Annotated in this window: 14 protein-coding genes; 5 read left to right on the top strand and 9 right to left on the bottom strand. The window is 57.2% G+C overall.

Features of this window, described 5'->3' with window-relative positions; genetic code table 11:
• Window positions 1–272: 272 nt before the first annotated feature.
• Window positions 273–494, bottom strand: a complete 222-nt coding sequence (locus M9Q49_RS08680; protein ID WP_254508324.1) for a hypothetical protein — start codon at window positions 492–494, stop codon at window positions 273–275.
• Between the two features lie 294 nt (window positions 495–788).
• Here M9Q49_RS08680 and M9Q49_RS08675 point away from each other — a divergent pair, with 294 nt between their 5' ends.
• Window positions 789–1,508 (top strand): HipA family kinase, encoded by a 720-nt coding sequence (locus tag M9Q49_RS08675; protein WP_254508323.1) that lies wholly within the window; start codon window positions 789–791, stop codon window positions 1,506–1,508.
• A gap of 8 nt (window positions 1,509–1,516) precedes the next feature.
• On the top strand, window positions 1,517–2,383 hold the full coding sequence (locus M9Q49_RS08670; protein WP_254508322.1) for a hypothetical protein: 867 nt from the start codon (window positions 1,517–1,519) through the stop codon (window positions 2,381–2,383).
• Here M9Q49_RS08670 and M9Q49_RS08665 read toward each other — a convergent pair.
• From M9Q49_RS08665 to M9Q49_RS08650, 4 genes are all read right to left on the bottom strand, one after another.
• Window positions 2,342–2,779, bottom strand: coding sequence for a transposase (locus M9Q49_RS08665; protein ID WP_254508321.1), 438 nt, complete (start codon window positions 2,777–2,779; stop codon window positions 2,342–2,344). The two genes, M9Q49_RS08670 and M9Q49_RS08665, sit on opposite strands and share 42 nt — an antisense overlap.
• A gap of 28 nt (window positions 2,780–2,807) precedes the next feature.
• Window positions 2,808–3,305, bottom strand: a complete 498-nt coding sequence (locus tag M9Q49_RS08660; protein WP_254508320.1) for an IS1595 family transposase — start codon at window positions 3,303–3,305, stop codon at window positions 2,808–2,810.
• A gap of 295 nt (window positions 3,306–3,600) precedes the next feature.
• Window positions 3,601–4,545 carry a hypothetical protein gene (locus tag M9Q49_RS08655; RefSeq protein ID WP_254508319.1) on the bottom strand — a complete coding sequence of 315 codons (945 nt, stop codon included), beginning with the start codon at window positions 4,543–4,545 and terminating at the stop codon, window positions 3,601–3,603.
• A gap of 294 nt (window positions 4,546–4,839) precedes the next feature.
• Complete coding sequence (locus M9Q49_RS08650) at window positions 4,840–6,246, bottom strand: DUF1501 domain-containing protein (RefSeq protein ID WP_254508318.1); 1,407 nt, start codon at window positions 6,244–6,246, stop codon at window positions 4,840–4,842.
• Between the two features lie 1,014 nt (window positions 6,247–7,260).
• On the opposite strand from M9Q49_RS08650, the gene M9Q49_RS08645 reads away from it, so the two are divergent.
• The 3 genes from M9Q49_RS08645 to M9Q49_RS08635 all read left to right on the top strand — a co-directional run bounded on the left by M9Q49_RS08645 (window position 7,261) and on the right by M9Q49_RS08635 (window position 8,633).
• Window positions 7,261–7,884 (top strand): 3-keto-disaccharide hydrolase, encoded by a 624-nt coding sequence (locus M9Q49_RS08645; RefSeq protein WP_254508317.1) that lies wholly within the window; start codon window positions 7,261–7,263, stop codon window positions 7,882–7,884.
• Window positions 7,885–8,103: 219 nt separating this feature from the next.
• Window positions 8,104–8,343, top strand: a complete 240-nt coding sequence (locus tag M9Q49_RS08640) for a ribbon-helix-helix domain-containing protein (RefSeq protein ID WP_254508316.1) — start codon at window positions 8,104–8,106, stop codon at window positions 8,341–8,343.
• A 2-nt stretch (window positions 8,344–8,345) separates the two neighbouring features.
• Window positions 8,346–8,633: a type II toxin-antitoxin system RelE/ParE family toxin gene (locus M9Q49_RS08635; protein ID WP_254508315.1), complete on the top strand. Its 288-nt coding sequence runs from the start codon at window positions 8,346–8,348 to the stop codon at window positions 8,631–8,633.
• Window positions 8,634–8,642: 9 nt separating this feature from the next.
• Here M9Q49_RS08635 and M9Q49_RS08630 read toward each other — a convergent pair whose 3' ends face one another.
• From M9Q49_RS08630 to M9Q49_RS08615, 4 genes are read right to left on the bottom strand one after another with little or no spacing between them, the layout of a single operon-like run.
• Window positions 8,643–10,739, bottom strand: a complete 2,097-nt coding sequence (locus tag M9Q49_RS08630) for a PPC domain-containing protein (protein WP_254508314.1) — start codon at window positions 10,737–10,739, stop codon at window positions 8,643–8,645.
• Between the two features lie 3 nt (window positions 10,740–10,742).
• Window positions 10,743–11,312: an Rpn family recombination-promoting nuclease/putative transposase gene (locus tag M9Q49_RS08625; protein ID WP_254508313.1), complete on the bottom strand. Its 570-nt coding sequence runs from the start codon at window positions 11,310–11,312 to the stop codon at window positions 10,743–10,745.
• Window positions 11,313–11,318: 6 nt separating this feature from the next.
• Window positions 11,319–12,647 (bottom strand): DUF1501 domain-containing protein, encoded by a 1,329-nt coding sequence (locus tag M9Q49_RS08620; protein WP_254508312.1) that lies wholly within the window; start codon window positions 12,645–12,647, stop codon window positions 11,319–11,321.
• A 52-nt stretch (window positions 12,648–12,699) separates the two neighbouring features.
• A complete protein-coding gene (locus M9Q49_RS08615) occupies window positions 12,700–14,889 on the bottom strand; it encodes a DUF1549 domain-containing protein (RefSeq protein WP_254508311.1) in 2,190 nt (729 codons plus the stop codon).
• Window positions 14,890–14,936: the final 47 nt, after the last annotated feature.

Below are 14,936 nucleotides of genomic sequence, written 5' to 3'. Positions count from 1 at the left end.
ACTGACTTACGGTGATTTTACGGCTCCGGATAGATCGGGCCGGATTTCGGGAGCAGTGCCTAAAGTGCAGGCAGGCTACCTTTTAGATTCTCGGATTGCCATCACGATGGGGAGAACAATTGCGCACTGCCCAAGCACATAGGCACTTAGGCCAAGAAGGAATCGATTAGGCCCAAGCTCCGCTGCGAAAAACGCACAACCAACAGAGCCGATAATGCACGCGATGAAAACTTGGTACGGCGACAGCGGCGGAATTGGCTTTGATTCGTCGGTCATGATTTCGCGCCGGTGCGAATGTCGTTATTTCGCTGCAAAACCAGCCGATCAATTGCGTTCTCGCGATGCGGCGGTGGATAGCCGACAAGAATTCCGCGATTGAACCTGCGGAAGTGTTCGCCGTCTAGCTCCTGGTCCGTCATTGCGTTCAAAGCGGCTTCGTACTCGGCAACCGATTTCACGATTTCGGCGTTCAGTTCTTTGCTGATTTCTTCCACGATGCTGCTCCGGACCTAAGTTGTCACGCCTTGCCCGTAGGCTTCTTTGGGGGCGACTTCGCCTTGGTTGACCTTGCCGATTGTTTCGGCGGGGCCGGTTCGTCCTTCGGTGGCGGGACGCTCATTGCGCGTCGTAGGGCTTCCTCTGGCGTCAGGGGTGCCAACGATAGCGGATAGCCGTCCCTGCCTGGACTTCGTTTCTGACTCATGCCGATGGCTCCTAGAGTGATCACTCCGAATTGTAGAGAAGCGATGTTGCTGGTGGTAGCATGGCTAATCCCTGGAGTCTGCGCAGTGAGTACCCCGAGAGAACTACCGTACAACATTTTTCGCAAGGGACCGCCGTGCAACGAAGGAAGTGGCACGATCTTTACGGTTGGAATGCGAGCGCTAGTCAAGTACCACGAAACGCACCCCTACGAAGGCTGTGCGGTCAATGATGAAGGGCAGCGATACTACGCATCTTTGCACGTTGCAGGCTCGGCGGAGACGCTGCCCAAAGCAACAAAGGCAGACATTTCCGCAATCCTTTGCGATGACAAGTTGGCTTGCGGAATTATCGTTTTCGATAGCTGGATTCTAAATGCCGACCGCCACAATAAGAACATTTCCTACGACGATGAGACGCAGCAGACGTTCATATTCGACCACGGAGCGGCGATTTATTCAGCAGACGACGACAGTCCGACGGGACAACGCACCGAAATGGAAAAGAATAGAAATAGACTTGGAATCGGTGCTCACTGTCTGAAAGAAATCAAGTCACTGCGGTGGTTTGACCACTGGTACAACAAGCTATTGCGTATCCCAGACGAGTTCATTCGAGACACAGTGAAAACGGCAACAACTGTCGGGCTTCCATCAGAAGATGAGTCGTTTGTTGCGGACTTTTTGCTTGAGCGGCGGGTTCGTCTTTACGACTTCTTTTACAAAGATCACAAGTATCACTTTCCAAAAGTAGACGACGGACTTTTCAGTCTGTCGAGAATGTACAGCGAAGACTATCAGATTTAGGTGATGACATGGCTGAAAAGATCAACTTCTATCTGGCGCAGTATCTCCGCGATCCTATTCGCCGAGAGCCAAAGAACGTTGGCTTGTTTGTTGGCCGCAATGGCGAATGGGCGGGGCGGTTTCTTGGTGGCGAAAAGCTGGATGGTGATACCGACTTACGCACGATTGCATGGACTGAACACCCCAAGATTTATCGCAAGTGGGTGCGATATTGGCGAGAAGAACTGGAAACAGGTGGCGATGATTTTCTGGCTCGCGTCATGGAGACGAATGGCGGGAACTTTGACGTGATTCATGGAGGGCACGTTGCGCAAGCAGGGGCCGATACCGCAGCCCAGATTGTTGCGAACCTGTTTCCCTTGCTAGTAAGCGAGCCGGCCTCAGCAGTAGAACTTTCTGAGCCCTCCGAAGTGTCGCAGCGAGAGTTCAAGAAGGATGTAACAGAGCAGTTTAAGTCGCTTCACATTCTCGGTGGCACGCGAAATTCGGACGAACAGAACGATCTTAAAAATCCAGTGTGGAGCGACACTCCGATTGTTGGCGACATTGCTACGCACACGCCAGCTTACTACCAAGACGGCGATGTGCCGCATGTAATGGAGATATTCAACTTTACCACAACGCGCAAGATGCCAGCACGCGATCACGCTGGCTGGGCTGCTACGATGTTCGATGACATAGTTCGCAAGAACAGCAAAATCGCCACTGTCGCAATCGTGAACGCTACGAAGGAAGATCTTGCGGACGAGAAAGTGGACTATTCCCTGAAGCTCCTAAAGAGGCGCTCCAGGGATATCGTCCACTGGCAAAACAAAGACCAGCGCGAGGCGTTTCTAGACGCTAGGCAGGCCGCCGCTTACCGAAACGCCGGATGAACCGCTTAGTTTCGCGGAGTTTCTGTAAGTAAGCCGCTTGCCGCTGGCCCCTCGAATTGCAGCGTCGCGCCGTTCGCTATCGGTCGCCTTTTTGTGCGACCAGCGAAAAGCGAATTCGTTGCAGTAGCGAAACAGGTGGTGCTTGCTCATCTTGTGGAACACGCCGTAGTGGCCGCGCTTCAGCAAGGCGAAGAACGATTCCGCCGTGTTATTGTTAATCCACACGCCACCCTCGCGGCGGCCGTATTCACCGGCGCTGTGGTTCACGGTGTGGTGTCCCTTGAACATCTTGCCGGTCTGCTTATACAGAACGGATTCGTCAGTCATCAGCGTGGCGTTTACATCGATCGTCTTGACGATCTCAGCACGCAACGTTCTGGCCGTAACGTTTTCCATCGGTTTCGCAGTAGCGCGGCCGTTGCGTTCAACCCAGCACGACCACCGGCGTTTTCTCGGTCCCCATGCCGCGAAAGTTCTTCTTGCCAGTGTTCTTGCGGGGCTTTCCACCGACGTAGGTTTCGTCAACTTCGACTTCGCCAGTCATGGCGATGCTGCCTTGATCCATCGCATGACGGATGCGGTGGCACATGAACCAAGCCGTCTTGTAGGTCACACCGATGCTGCGATGAATTTGGTGAGCGCTGATTCCCTTCTTGCTGCTGCACATCAGGTGAAACGCCATAACCCAATGGCGAAGCGTGATATGGCTGCTCTCGAAGATCGTGCCGACGCGCACCGTGAACTTCTTGCGGCATTCCTTGGCCTTGCACTTGTAGGTGCCTGGGGTGGTGGACTTGCCGCCGAGGAGAGTGACTTCCTTGCTGGTGCAGTGCGGACAAACCGGACCCTCAGCCCAACGAATCTTCTCTAGGTATTCGCGGGCTTCGTTTTCGGTCAGTGCGGCGACTTCGCTAAGATTCATGGCAGTGTCCTTTGTGTGCCTGAATTTTAGCCAAACGGGCCTGGTCCGTCAAGTATATAATTCCGCACTTTATTGCCACCAAAATGGGTGGCCGTAAGTTCGCTTGAACAGTGCCAAAGACTCCTGTTCAGTTCGCTTCCTCATTGCGACCAGCGGACTCGGCGACCGACCATCCGGCTCATCAAAGACACGCCGGCACGGACAACTTGGGTCAGGCGTAAATCCGCTATGTAACCTGATTCGTTGCGCAGCAACGCATAGGGAGCCCGACGCGTGAGCGTGCCTGGAGCGCTGCCTACTCAACCCACAGCCGCGCTACTTCCGTCGGCTTGAACGTCGATGTGGCTGCGGTCGTTGTCAGTTCCACTTTCCACAGCCGGCCCATTTGCTTCACCGACTTTACGGTCGCGGCGATCGGCTCGGCGGTTGGCTTCTTATCGACGCCCGCCGGGGCGAGGCGGACTTGCTTGCCGGTGTTTAGCTGTTTGGCTTGCACTTCGCCTTCGTTGAAGAGCGTCAGCGTGAGGGCGTCTTTTTCGACAGCGTCGATGTATCCCGGCGCACCTTCCTTTTGAATTCGCTCGGTGTGGACGGCTTTTTGCTCGGCTTGGAATTTCAGCAGGCTGGCTTCATCGGCGAACACTTCCCAGGCGATGCGCGTTTTGCCTTTCCCCACGCCGTGGGTCTTCGTGCGGATTTGATCGCCGATTTTCAGATCGCTGAATTTCGCCGGCTCGCCGTTTTTCCAGAAGCGCGTTTCGCCGTCAGTGTTGATGACGATGCCCGCTTCGCGGATGTAGCTCTTGTCGGTGTTGCCTTGCGTCACGGTGATCTGGCCGCTGGCCGGATCGAGCTTGTCGACATGATAGAACTCCTTATGGCCGTTCATCATGTTCATTTCGTCTTGAATGTACGTCAGCCAGACCCATTCGCCCTTTTCGTTTTCGTGCAGGCGAAAGATCGCTCGCTCGCCGACGCGAAAATCCTGCAAGTCGCCGAGCGTGGCATGATGCAAAAGCTCGGCGTACGGCATGACGGTGAACGTGACGACCTCGTCGGTATTCTCGCGGCGGAACTTGCCCGTGCGCGTGGCGAGGTCGACACTAATGAGCTCGCCCCACGGCCGCTGCATGCGATCGGTCGGCACGATCACCTGGCCGGGCGTGATTTTGAGCGGTGGTTTCGGCGTTTGTTCCTGAGCAGACAAGGTCGCGCAGCAGATCGTTGCCAACAGTGCCATGGTGCGGATCAATGAACGCATATCAAAGGCCTCACTAAACGAGTTCGGGAAGGTTTGCTCCACCGCAACGCGGTGAAACGCCACAGCCCAGGGTCGCTGCATCAGCAGCGCACCCTGGGTTACTTAACAAATTGAAGTCGCACCCTGAAGGGGTGCTACAGATGTGGAGCCGGCGCCTGTTGCACCCTTTCAGGGTGCCTGATTTATCGTGGGACTTACCCAGGGTGCGCCGCTGGCGCGTCGACCCTGGGCTGTGGTGTGTCACCGCGTTGCGGTGATGACGATGCGATCAATCTACCCCAAATCGGCGATCGGCGCGCCGTACGGCAGCAGCGGCATCGGTCGGCCTTGGTGGTCGATGAAGTTGTGATTTTGATTGATGCCTAGATGCTTGAGCATCGTGGCCCACAAGTCGTTCGGCGTAAGGGGCGTGTCGACGGGATATTCGCCCTTGGTGTTCGTCGCACCGACGATCTTGCCCATCCGCAGGCCACCACCGGAAACCAGCACGCTCATCGCGCCCGGCCAGTGATCGCGGCCCGGCTGCATCACGCCCGTTTGCGAACCGACCACGTTGCTGATGCGCGGCGTGCGACCGAATTCGCCGGTGACGACGAGCAGCACTTTCTTGTCGAGACCTTTCTCATACAGGTCTTGAATGAGCGCGGCGATGACTTTGTCGAAGATCGGAAACCGCACCAGCGAGTCGTCGAACAAGTGACAGTTGACCGCGTGCGAGTCCCAGTTGTACGTCCCTTGCTTGAGGAACGACACGCCGGAAACGTAAGGGTTCTCGAGGACCATCGTCACAAACGAGCAGCCGGCTTCGACCAGTCGCCGGGCCATCAACGCGCGATGTCCCCAGGCGTGCCGGCCGTAGCGATCTTTGATCGACTCGGGCTCTTTGGAAATATCGAAGGCTTCGCGGGCCTTGGGGCTGGTGAGCATGCTCAGCGCTTTGGTGCTGAACTCATCGATGGCGTGCATGCTGCCTGCCGTGTCGACCTGCCGCTGCATTTTGTCGAGGCCTTGCAGCAGCCGCGAGCGATCGGTCAGGCGATCTTCCATGTCAGCGGCGAGCGACACGTTTTGAATCTTGAAGTCTTTTGCACTCGGATCGCCAGGAATAGGAAACGGCGCGTACTGTTGACCGAGATAGGCAGTCCCCAGGCTGAAGGTATCGATCTGTTGCCGACCGTTATCGGTGCCGCAAATGTAGTTCGGCAAGCCGCGATCGATGTGCTCGCGCATCCGGGCGATCATCGAACCGACGGCGGGATAGTCATTCACAAAACCATCAGGCTGCTTCGGATCGCGGGCGGTCATAAACCGTTTGTGACCGCCGCCATGATCGGCAAAGTTGTGCGCGATCGAGCGGATCAGCGTGTACTTGTCGGCAATCTTGGCGAGCTGCGGCAGATGTTCGCAAATGTCGATGCCCGGCACGTTCGTATGAATCGGCCGAAAGATGCCGCGATAGTCCTCGGGCGCGTCCGGCTTCATGTCGAACGTTTCCATGTGCGGCGGCCCACCGGGCAACCACAGGAAAATGACCGAGGTATCGGGATCGTTGCCCCCCTTCGCCGCCGCTGCTTTCAAACGCAGCAAATCGGTCAGGCCCAAACCGCTCAAACCGACCGCGCCGGCCTGCAAGAACGAACGGCGAGTCGTAGGACCAGAGCAACGTGTGCTTAACGACATGGGCGGGAGAGCTCCATCTGACGGCAGGCGGGGCCGAGCTCAAACTTCGGCAAGGAGGCGGGGCCGATATTCCATCGGCAGATTTCTATCTGAACATGCGGGGGTGGGGAAGTCAAATCTGGCAGGACCTTCTGCCTGTCTACCAGTCCCCCGCAGCCGCCTTTTGCTCGAACTTATCGATAATCACATCTTTGGACTCACGGTTCCCGCAGATCTCGACTGCCCCTGTGCGTCTGCTCACAATAATCGGGCCGACGCCGAATAACGAGTGTCGTGGATTACGGGATTCCTTATATTCTTTCGTGTTACAAAGGAACGCGAATACGTGGTCGCGCTCAACTGTATGTTCCTCCCAGATCATCGCGTGAAACCTCCCCGAATTTATTTCGGGAATGGCGCCATTAGCGATCTCCAATGCCTCTGCGCGTGTCAACATGGACACCCTTTCCCCTAATATTCCTTCACCGCTTGCCGACCCACAACCAGCGTTCGCTGCTAAGAATTCTTCCTTCGCAGAAGCATACTAGCCATTTTCACTCCATGCGCGCAGACGGCCGTGATTTGGATTGTCGGAATGAGGCATTGGGTCCCGTCCAACGCCTCAATTTCGAGATAACAGCTCAGTGTCCCGGGTGAAAAGTCGGTGATGCGGTCGAAGGATCGCAGACTGACGAAGCGAATATTTTCGTAGAGCCGCTCGTGCGTGCCGTCGCGCAAGTACACGTCGTAGCGCTTTGTGAGATCGATGGGAAGAACCGGAAGTCCTTTGTCTGGACTCGGCGGTTGCGGCGGTTGCGGTTTTGAGCCGAAGAGCCCCATCATCGTTTTTCCTGTGCGGCCCGGAATTCTTACATGGCGCGGTGAGGGGTAGAAAAGAGCCACGCACTTAGTAGGTGGAATGGACTCGGCCAATCCGAACGGACTCGGCCTTCCACCTCACGCTCCCCTTACTGCGTGCGGGGCTCTTTTCCAGTACGTTAGCCTCTTCCTCAATCATTCCTCTGGAGTCCCCTCATGAAATGCCTCGCTTGGTTCGCCCTCATCGCCCTTTCCCTCACTGCCTCCCTTCGCGCCGAGGACAACCTGCTCGCCGGCGGCGACCTGACGAAGAATTGGGAGACGAAGGGAAATTGGATTCTCGACGCCGACAGCGTCGTCACACTCAAGCCGCGGCAGGGTGAGAGCGGCTGGACACGCTACGACTCTTATCTGTGGTTGAAGGGGGCCGAGTATCAGGATTTTGAAATCGATTTTGAATACAAAGTGCAGAAGGGTGGCAACAGCGGGTTTTATTTTCACGTCGGCAATGTGAAGGAACCGGTGTCGACCGGCGTTGAAGTGCAGATCTACGATTCGCACGGCAAAGCCGCCGATGCCAAGTTGACCGACCACGACAGCGGCGGTGTGATCCCCGGCCTGCCGCCGACGAAGAACACGGCCAAGGCTGCCAACGAATGGAACCGCTTCGTCATCACCGTGAAGGGGGACAAAGTCACGATCCAACTCAACGGCGAAACGGTCAACGAAGTCGATCTGAAAAACGACAAACTGAAAACCCGCCCCGCCACCGGCGCGATCGGTTTTCAAGACCACGGTTTGCCGCTGGCGCTGCGGAATATCAAGATCAAGAAGTTGTAGACTCGCCCAGTCATAACCCGCGGCGTGAGCCAGGGGTTAGGCAAGTGCAGGCCGAATCAACTACGAGGCGAAATCGGTACCCGCTTCTCCCTGGCTCACGCCGCGGGTTACGACCGATCGCTGCGCGGCTGAATTCGCTGGCACAAAACGGCGAAGTGAGCTGGAAGTCTTGGTAAGATAAAACCGAGTGACTGAATCTAAACTGACGAAAGAGCTCGTATGACCACAGAGATTCCCGCTGACTTGGTGCCATTCGTCGAGCGACTTGTTTCGGAGCGAAGGTTTTTTAGCTCCGGCGAAGTGCTCGCCGAGGGACTGAGGCTGTTGCAATCTCGCGAAGCGTTGCGAGACGAAGTCGCGAAAGGTTTCGAGCAACTCGACGCCGGTCAGCGGATACCTGCGGCCGAAGTCTATGCTCAATTGGAAAGCCGGATCCAGCAAATCGAAAGTGGAAAATAGGCATGCCGGTAGTATTTTACTCTCCGGCGGCGAACGAGGATTTACTGGCCATTGCCGAATACATAGCTCGGGACAAACCCGCGGCGGCGCGCCGCTGGGTCCAACGAATCCAGGAAACTTGCGAGTTGTTGGCAACACAGCCCAATCTTGGCGAATCGCGTTCCGGATTTGGCGCGCCAACAGCGCGCATGTTTAGCGTGGGAAATTACGTCATCTTCTTTCGCGCGGTGAACGGCGGAATTGAGGTCTCAAGAATCGTGCATGCGAGTCGTGATTGGCACAATCTCTAACGAGCTTGATTACTTCGCAGCCGCCGTTACCGTGATCGTGATCGGCCGACACGCCAGTGTTACCAGCGTGTTGGCCTTTCCCTTCTTCGGATCTTTCTCAAACGGCACCTGAGCCTGGCCGAGCAAGGTGAGCGTGTAGTCGCCCGGCGGCGTGTTGGCTTGCACTTCGAACGTGATGGTACCTTCGTTGGCACCGGCAGTGAACTGCGGCAGGTTGGCTTTAATCTGGCCGGGGAAAGCGAAGGTTTGCAGGCTCGCCGCGCCGGTGAAATCGGGCCAGTGGCGTTTGAGCAGGATTTTTACGTCGACCTTTTTTCCGGCTTCGACAGTCAATTTATCCTGATCAAACTGCAGGCCGAACGGAGCCGTTTCGCGGACGGAAAGAAAGACGTCACGCAGCGGGCGACTGGAGGCGGGATTGTCTTGCCAGACGCGGGCATAGCTGCGGACCTCGCGGGTGATCGTTTCGTCGCCGCGCTGGCCGGTGGCGGTGAGCTTGATCACGCCATCGAAGTTGGCCGCGTTGTCATCGGCATAGAGCACTACCGCACCATGGTTGCCGTAGATCGTCGTCGGCTGGCTGTGTACGCCGGCGGGCAAATTTTCGGCGGTCACGGTGATCGGACCTTTGAAGCCCTCGGTCTGATGAATGATCAGATCGAGATGAATGGCCGAACCGGCGCGGACCGTGGTGCCGCCCGGACCGGGATTCTGCTGATGAATGGCGGCCACGAAGAAATCGGGCTGCGGCTTGCGAATGGCGAAGACATATTGATAGCGCGGCCCGCCACGGCGATAGACATCCTGCACGAGGACCTTGTACTTTTGCTTGGCGGTGAGATTCACAACGCCCGAGCAATCGCGAATATGGCCATCGAAGGCGTTCGTACGAATGCCGAAGTCGTCGAACTGCTGAAAGCGATTCCCTTTTTCGTCGACAAACACCACATAAGGATCAGCCTGGCCGGCGATTCGTTCGCAATAGACCTCGACCGTGTAAGCGCCGTTCTCCTCGACACTGAACTCATACCAATCGGCATCGCGCAACTGATCGAACTTGCCGCTGATGACGGCGGGGAGCGTGATCGCTTGCGGCTTTTCGAGCGTATCGTTCGGCTCCTGCTCGAGCGTGACCGGCGAATCGACGACGAGCATCGTTTGCGGTGTGAGCGAAGGTCCGCCAATATCGGGCCGAAACTGAAAACCGCTCAGTGTGCAGGTGGCCGCCGTCGGCGCCACGGAGTGAGCCGTCGGATGTTCCAGAAATGTGTACCTGCCGATCGCAGCCGTGGCTGGCGCTGCCAAGGAAAATTTTGCTTCGCTTTGGCCGTTCAGATTGCGACCCCAAGCGGTGACTTCAACGGTTTTGCCGAGCTGAATCGCGCGGGGAAAGACGTTCTCCACGAACGGCCGATTGCTGACGATGAGTCGATAAGGCAAGCCGCCGCGGTATGACAGATCGTGCACGACGATCAGATAGTCGCCATCGGCTGGCGCGGTGAAATCGATGAACGGGTCGCGGCCAAAGTAATCGCCGCTGCTCGCCAGTTGCTTTTCATCGGCGGAAAGGACCTGCATCACCGCATCGAGTTGCGTATCGAGCCGTGCCGATTGGCAATCGATGGTGACACGCTCGCCACTCTTCAGCGCGAGGCGAAAGACATCTCGATCATTGCCATCGCTTTGGCCATTCAGCGCGGAATTCACCGACAACAGCTGCGCCGTGGCTGGATCGTTATTCGGTTCTTTCTCGGCCACATCGGCCATGCCATGCGAAACCACAAACAACCGCGGACTGCTCACGCCCCATTTGCTCAACAGCCGCGCGTCATATGTTCCCTCGGGAACATCGGCAGCAATCGTGACCGTGAACTTGCGATCTTTGTTAAGGTCCTTCCCATCGAGTGGTTTGGCGGTGATGCCAGCGTTGTCGAACACGAGCGACTGCAGGTCCTCGATATCGCTCCCCTGAACCTGCACCTCAACTTCACTCCCCGCCACCGCGCCAAGCGGCGTGATGCGGTCGAAGCGGGGAGAGGGAAGTTCGGCGAGAGCCAACGCGGGCGAGAGGGCAATAGTAATGATCAAGACAAACGAGATTCGCATGCTTCACTTCCAGAGATTTATGGCGTTGGCGGAGGCGAACCTTGACGAGCAGTCCACATGGATTGCAACTCGCTGCAACGGGCTTGGAGTTCCGCGATGGACATCAGTTGCAACGCTTCGACAGATGTCGCCTGCAGATTCATTAGCTCTTCCAGCATGACGCGACGTTTGCGGAAATAAAGTGAAATCACAAATGCAAACTGAAATCGCCGGGCAGAGCTCATCGTATTCTTGCCCAGCGTCGAGTTGATCTTCGTAAAGTCTGGCCCAGTAATACAGCAGTCGACTGGTAAGAAAGCTCGAGTTCAACATCTGCATTTCGATGTTGTAGAGCTTCCCCTGGTCATCGCGGGCCTTTACGTCAAGCACCGAGTACTTATCGAGATCCGTTTCTTGCGGTTGAAACGGATTGAGGATCTCGACTTGCTCGATGCGGCGGTGTTGCCGTGGATCTAGCCCCGGGTACTCCCGGCTAAGAACGGCGTTTAGAAATGAAATGAGCAGATCGGCCGAACTTTCGGAACCGAGCAACTTCTTGAACGCGTAGTCGACCTTCGGATCGATGCCCGACATGACCGCTTACACGAGCTCCGCGATCGGCTTGCCTTCGTTCAGAATCTGCATCGGCCGGCGAGCATGGTCGTAGAACGCGTGTTTGTAGTCGATGCCGAGAGCGTGATACATCGTGGCCAGCACGCAGCCGGGCGTGTATGGCTTTTCGGTCGGGTACTCGGCTTTGTCGTTCGTCGCGCCGATAACCTGCCCCATCTGCAAACCGCCGCCGGAGAAGACGACGCTCATCGCGCCCGGCCAGTGATCGCGGCCAGCCTGCGGATTGATCCGCGGCGTGCGGCCGAACTCGCCGTAGCTGATAACGAGCACATCCTTGTCGAGGCCGCGGTCGTGCAGGTCAGCGACGAGCGTGGTAAGGGCCCGATCGTATTTTGGCAGCAGGCTGTTCTTCAGTTGATTGAAGTTGTCGCCATGCGTGTCCCAACCGCCGCCGGTTTGCACGGTGACGAAGGTGACGCCCGCTTCGACGAGTCGCCGCGCGAGAAGGCACGACTGGCCCAGATCGTGACGGCCATATTTGTCGCGGAGTTTTGGATCTTCGGCCTTAAGATTGAAAGCCTTTTGCGCGGTATCGCTGGTGACCATCTCCATCGCGTCGCGGTAGAACTTGTCGATGCCGACGATGTCCCCCTTGGTATCGATGTCGCGGCGGACCTGATCGAGTTGGCCGAGCAAATTGCGACGGCGATCGAGCCGTTCCTGCGGCACGCGGCCCGGCAGTTTCAAATTGCGAACCTGAAAGCCGTCCTGGTTCGGATCGGAGTCCGGCGTGAACGGATTGCATTCAGCGCCGAGGTATGCCGCTTTGCTGAACGGCGTCTTGTTCGGCAGCGTGACATACGCCGGCAAGCCGGGTTCGTTCGGTCCTTTCATCTTGGCGACAATCGAACCGGTCGACGGAAAGATGTTGTCGTTCACTTCGATCGTCGGCTGCCAACCGGTGAGCATCCACTGGCTCCCCATACCGTGGCCAGCGTTGGTGTGATAGGCCGAGCGGACGACGGACATCTGATGCATGGCCGTGGTGTGCATCGGCAAATGCTCGCCGACGTCGAAGCCCGCGATGTTGGTCTTGATCGGCTTGAACTCGCCGCGGATCTCAGCCGGGGCATCCGGCTTGAGGTCATACATATCGATATGACTCGGTCCGCCGGCGAGATAGAGCAGAATGACCGCCTTCTTTTTCGACGGCTTGTCGATGTCCTTGGCCTGCGCTTCGTAACGGAGCAGATCGGCGAGCGTCAAACCGCCGAGGGCCAGGCCGCCGATCTGCATGAAGTTGCGGCGGGGAAGTCGATCGCAGTGCTGAATCGAATTGCCATTGAATGTGAGCATGGAACTTTTGCTTCTTGTCTCAGAACTCAAAACTCAGAACTGAAAACCACTCTTACCGATTGAACATGAACTCGCGCGTATTCAGCACAGTCCACAACACATCTTCCAGGGCTTGCTGCTGTTTGTCCTGCGGCAGGCTTTCGACGAAGGTGTGAGTCTTCGTCAGTTCGTCCGCCGCGGGAAAGCGACCGAGGGCGCCCAGGTAAATATCGTCAATGATGTCCTTCGCCAGCCGTTTTTCTTTCAGCAGGCGGGCGATCTTGCCATTGCCGTCGGCGATCTTATTTTCCAGGTCGTCGCTGTTGGCGAGGAGCAAGACTTGCGCGAGCGTCGCACCGCTCGGGCGTTCGCATTCGCAACTGCTCACGCGGCGAGGACGATCAAACGTATCGAGAAAGTACGAACCAAAGCCTTCGTGCGGCAAATCGACGGCGCGGCTCGAGGCCGACATGTTGCTGTACTTCGTCTTGGTGCCGGTCGCTTGATCGACGGCATCCGCGAATACTTCCGCAATAATCCGCCGAGCATAATAGCGGGCGTAATTTTGGCGATCGTGCTGATTGTGTTCGTTTGGTTCGCTGGAGAGTTGATACACCTTGCTGCTGACGATCGTCCGCACGACATGCTTCATGTCGAATTTGTGTTCGACGAAGTCCTTCGCGAGAGCATTCAGCAGTTCCGGATTCGACGGCGGATTTGACTCGCGCAGATCGTCAACTTCATGCACAATGCCGCGGCCGAGGAAGTGACCCCACATGCGATTGACGAAAACCTTGGCGAAGAACGGATTTTCCGGCTTCGACATCCAATCGACGAGCGCGTGACGAGGATCTTCTTCGGGCGTGAACTTCGCATACTCGCCGTCGAGGAACTTTGGCTCCGGCGTTTTGCCCGTCAGCGGATTCTTTTCGCCGGTGCTGACTTGCGACGAAGCAAAATACGGCGGCGGTTCGCCGAAGCTCTTGCGGCCGAGGCGGGTGAAGAAGCCTGAGAGGCCGTAGTAGTCTTCCTGGCTCCAGCGTTCATACGGATGGTGATGGCAACGGGCACATTGCAAACGCAGGCCGAGAAAAACTTGCGCCGTGTCGGCAGTTACGGTGTGCAATTGATCGTCGCGACTTTGCCAGTACCAATTGATGGCGGGTGAGTCTTGCCATTCACCGGCCGCGGCGACGATGCCGCGAACGAATTCATCGTAAGGGCGATTCGCGGCGAGATTGTCTTTGATCCACGAATGAAATGCATACGCTGCCCGGTCAGCACCGGCGAGGTTGCTGTTGCGAAGAATCGTGCTCCAGCGCGTAGCAAAGTACGCCGGGTAGTCGGGCGAGTCGAGCAGCTTGTCAATCAGCTTCTGGCGTTTGTTCGTGTCCTGATCGGCGAGAAAGTTGCGGGCCTCTTCGCTCGTCGGCAAGCGGCCGCAGAGATCGATCGACAACCGGCGTAGAAACGTCGCATCGTCGCAAACTGCCGACGGCAGCAAGCCGAGCTTCATCCACTTATTTGCGACATGGGTGTCGACGTAGTTGTTCGCCGTCCAGCCAGGAATCTCCGCGAGGGGCTTGCCGTGCGGATGAATGGCATAGAAGACGCTGACCTGACCCATGTAGCGGGCCATGATCGCGGCTTCGCCGCGCTCGTCATTCACGCGAACCAAACCGTCTTCCGAGACAGCGGCCACGACATCGAGGTTACTGTTGAAGGCGGCCTGCTTGGTGACATCGCGTTTCTCACCATTCGAATACGCCGCCGTCACTTTTAGTTGCTGCGTTTCGCCCTGGCCGAAAATCCGTTGTTGCGGCTCGACGGTAACCTTCACCACCTTCGGCGCATTCGGCGAAGACGCCGGCGCACCGGCAGCGATCCAGTTCTTCAGCGTTCGATAGCTCTCGCTATCGGGATCAAGCCGTTGACCGCCGCCGTGTGGCACTTCGCCGGTCGCCTTCATCAGCAGCAGACTATTTTCCGGCGCCGATTGGCTGATACGGCGGCCGCGAGCACTCCGGACGATCGCTTCGTAATCAAACGGATGATCGAAACCGAACAGCGACAGTTTGAAACCGTTTTGTCCGCTCGCCTTGCCGTGGCAACCACCGGAGTTGCAGCCATGGCGCGACAGGATCGGCTGGATCTCGTTCTGGAAGTCGACGGCGGGCTGAGTTGCCTCCTCGGCGCGGGCAGCGCCGACCGACAAGATCAGCAACAGAACGAGAAGCGGCGTGCGCGAAACGCGGAGCAGCATAAATGGTCAACCAGGAGGGCGGGCGGATGCGGGGCGCAACGGGCTGA

The sequence above is a fragment of the Anatilimnocola floriformis genome, from assembly GCF_024256385.1.
Taxonomy (GTDB): Bacteria; Planctomycetota; Planctomycetia; order Pirellulales; family Pirellulaceae; genus Anatilimnocola; species Anatilimnocola floriformis.
The sequence above is the reverse complement of the archived record's forward strand: the minus strand, read 5'-3'. Positions and strand labels throughout refer to the sequence as shown.

What these genes read in the sequence shown, in the direction of transcription:
- M9Q49_RS08630 (WP_254508314.1), bottom strand. Translation starts at nt 10,739, where the DNA reads ATGCGAATCTCGTTTGTCTTGATCATTACTATTGCCCTCTCGCCCGCG.
- M9Q49_RS08650 (WP_254508318.1), bottom strand. Translation starts at nt 6,246, where the DNA reads ATGTCGTTAAGCACACGTTGCTCTGGTCCTACGACTCGCCGTTCGTTC.
- M9Q49_RS08635 (WP_254508315.1), top strand. Translation starts at nt 8,346, where the DNA reads ATGCCGGTAGTATTTTACTCTCCGGCGGCGAACGAGGATTTACTGGCC.
- M9Q49_RS08625 (WP_254508313.1), bottom strand. Translation starts at nt 11,312, where the DNA reads ATGTCGGGCATCGATCCGAAGGTCGACTACGCGTTCAAGAAGTTGCTC.
- M9Q49_RS08645 (WP_254508317.1), top strand. Translation starts at nt 7,261, where the DNA reads ATGAAATGCCTCGCTTGGTTCGCCCTCATCGCCCTTTCCCTCACTGCC.
- M9Q49_RS08660 (WP_254508320.1), bottom strand. Translation starts at nt 3,305, where the DNA reads ATGAATCTTAGCGAAGTCGCCGCACTGACCGAAAACGAAGCCCGCGAA.
- M9Q49_RS08670 (WP_254508322.1), top strand. Translation starts at nt 1,517, where the DNA reads ATGGCTGAAAAGATCAACTTCTATCTGGCGCAGTATCTCCGCGATCCT.
- M9Q49_RS08640 (WP_254508316.1), top strand. Translation starts at nt 8,104, where the DNA reads ATGACCACAGAGATTCCCGCTGACTTGGTGCCATTCGTCGAGCGACTT.
- M9Q49_RS08665 (WP_254508321.1), bottom strand. Translation starts at nt 2,779, where the DNA reads ATGGAAAACGTTACGGCCAGAACGTTGCGTGCTGAGATCGTCAAGACG.
- M9Q49_RS08615 (WP_254508311.1), bottom strand. Translation starts at nt 14,889, where the DNA reads ATGCTGCTCCGCGTTTCGCGCACGCCGCTTCTCGTTCTGTTGCTGATC.
- M9Q49_RS08620 (WP_254508312.1), bottom strand. Translation starts at nt 12,647, where the DNA reads ATGCTCACATTCAATGGCAATTCGATTCAGCACTGCGATCGACTTCCC.
- M9Q49_RS08655 (WP_254508319.1), bottom strand. Translation starts at nt 4,545, where the DNA reads ATGGCACTGTTGGCAACGATCTGCTGCGCGACCTTGTCTGCTCAGGAA.